We start from the raw sequence: 2,538 nt of genomic DNA on the forward strand, positions 1-2,538 counted from the left end.
CCATTAAGCTTTGCGGGTTCGTACGAAGAGCCACTCCTCGGAGGTCGCTTCGTCGATTATTTCCAGCCCCACGGAGGCTAACCCTGAGCAGATGGCTGTGCGGTCCGAGAGGAGGAAGCCACTGAGCCACACCTCGCCACCCGATCGTACAGCTGCTACGTAGCTGGGGAGGTCCTGTAGGATGATGTTGCGGTGGATATTGGCAAAAAGTAGATCCGCCTTGCTGGGGTAGTCGGAGAGACGTGCAGCGTCACCATGTAGTACGCTGATCCGCTCCGTGGGTGCGAAGCCGTTGAGCTGGAGGTTGTGTAGCGTATTGGTCACGCATTCGGACGATATGTCTATCGCTACGAGCGAGTCGGCACCGAGCAGCAGAGCCGCTATGCCGAGGATGCCCGTCCCGCACCCCATGTCAATCACTTGAGCGCCCGTCACGTCGTAGTCGAGTAGATGCTCTAGGATCATGCGAGTCGTGTGGTGCTCGCCCGAGCCAAACGAATTGTACGCCTCGATGAGTAACTGTAGCTCATGCGTTGGTAGTGTCGGAGCCAGCTCAGGCGTGGTGACCAGTATGCGCCCCCGTAGCGATATCGGCTCGAAGGTCGTGCTGCGCCACGCTGCTAGCCAGTCACTGGAGGGTGCCAGCTCGTGGCGGTAGTGCCACTCTATATCATATAGTGTCAGGCCTCCCGCATCTGTGGCGAGTTGGCTGTCAACCTCTTCGCTCTCCTGCCAAGCGTCATCGGAAATGTAGGCTTGAAGCAACCCTTTGTCAGACTCCTCCTGAAAGCTTTCGAAGCCCCAATCAGCTAGCATTTGCGCAAGCAAAGGCATCGCCCATTCGGTCTCGCTGAGCTGCTCCGTGGTAAAGGTGTAGTGATGGTACATAGCGTAGTTAAGCAGCTAAGTTCGTTGGGGTTAGTTTGTCTCTCTTGGTGAGTAGTACGATGATGGCGGTGATACCCTTGCCGATGGATGAGAGGGAGATAGCCCACCAGACGGCTGGCAGTCCCCAGCCCAAGTAGATCAGTAGGAGCGCTAGCGGTATGCGCAGCAGATTGCCTACGATGCTGATTATGGCTGGTGTATTGCTCCGTCCTACACCGTAAAACAGCCCCTGCGTCGTAATCTCCGCCATGATAAAGAGCTGGGAGAAGCTGGCGATGTACAGGTATCTCCCGCCCTCTATATAGGTCTCAGGATCTGGTACGATCAGCGCAAAAAAGGCTTCACCCAGGAAGAGGAAGAGCAGCGTCCCGAAGAGACCTATCGACAGCGTCATGAGGATAGTCGTCCTGTAGCCACGCCACACACGGTCAAACTGACGTGCCGCATAGTTGTGCCCTACGAAAGTGGCTAGGGCAGTGCAAAAGCCTTGGCACGCATTCCACGTTACGCCCTCTAGCTGTCCGCCAGTCGTCATGACCGCCACGCCGATAGCGCCACCCTGCTCAGAGGCTAAGCGTCCCATAAATATGCTGATCAGCGCAAAAAGCGAGTTGAGTAGCACCACTGGTACACCGATAGCGAAGATGCGTCGGCTCTGCTCTCCTGCTAGCTTTGTCACGATAGAACTACCGTCAAGTATCTTGTCGCGGTGCTGCATGCGATAGTAGAGGATAGCGCAGACGGCCAGCTGGGAGAGGAGTGTGGCGAGGGCTGCCCCGATGACTCCTAGATGGCAGACGAAGATGAGTAGCGGGTCAAGGATCATGTTGAAGAGTAGCCCTAGCGAATTGATCTTGAATGGGGTCATACTCCGTCCATGCGCATTGTAAATGCCACTCATAGCGAGCGTCAGGAAGTAGCCCGGCAAGCCAACCAATACGATGCGCAGATAGCTTAGCGCCATCTGGTGCACATCCGCTTCTAGATTGTAGATGCCCACGATCGGAGAGCCAAAGAGCAGGTAGACGAGCGCCAGGAGCGTCCCGACGATGAGCGCCCAGGTGGTACAGTGGCGGGAGAACTTGATCGCAAGCGACTTATTACGAGCTCCGAGGCTCTGCGAGACACACACCTCGGCACTGGTCTTGGTGAGCTGAGCGATTGACGTGGCGATCCATAGGAGCACTCCGATGACTCCGACGGCGGCCACCTCACGACTGCCGAGACGTCCGAGCCACGCCATATCGGTGAAGTTGTACGCCATCTGGACAAACGAGGTAGCGACGATCGGAGCCGCCAGTCGCAGTAGTTGCTTACGGATCGGACCTTGAGTGAAGTTTATGCTATTAGTTTTGATGATTTTACCTTCTAGTGAGCGCTGTCATCTAGCGTGGCAGCCTCGGTTACAAACTTGGTGCAAAGGTATCAAAAATGGGGGCAGCGAACCCACCCCTATGGGCGAAACAACCGTGCCGACGCATTTATAAGCCTCTCCTCTAGGGGCTACTATGGCTATAAGCTTGATACACAGTGCTGCCGACTCACGCTGTAGCTGCTCCTGCATCTCCGCTAATCCCATTCTCTCCCGAGGAAATCGGGAATCTCCAGGGAGCAAACGGAATTTCCCCACGGAGGTCCGAAATAAAAGTT

2 protein-coding genes are annotated in these 2,538 nt (G+C 55.8%); both read right to left on the minus strand.

The window, feature by feature from the left end:
• Positions 1-3: 3 nt before the first annotated feature.
• Positions 4-888, minus strand: coding sequence for a 50S ribosomal protein L11 methyltransferase (gene prmA, locus Q0X57_RS08130; RefSeq protein WP_297729981.1), 885 nt, complete (start codon positions 886-888; stop codon positions 4-6).
• A 7-nt stretch (positions 889-895) separates the two neighbouring features.
• On the minus strand, positions 896-2,248 hold the full coding sequence (locus Q0X57_RS08135; RefSeq protein ID WP_297729983.1) for an MATE family efflux transporter: 1,353 nt from the start codon (positions 2,246-2,248) through the stop codon (positions 896-898).
• Positions 2,249-2,538: the final 290 nt, after the last annotated feature.

The sequence above is a fragment of the uncultured Porphyromonas sp. genome, assembly GCF_947254915.1.
GTDB lineage: Bacteria > Bacteroidota > Bacteroidia > Bacteroidales > Porphyromonadaceae > Porphyromonas.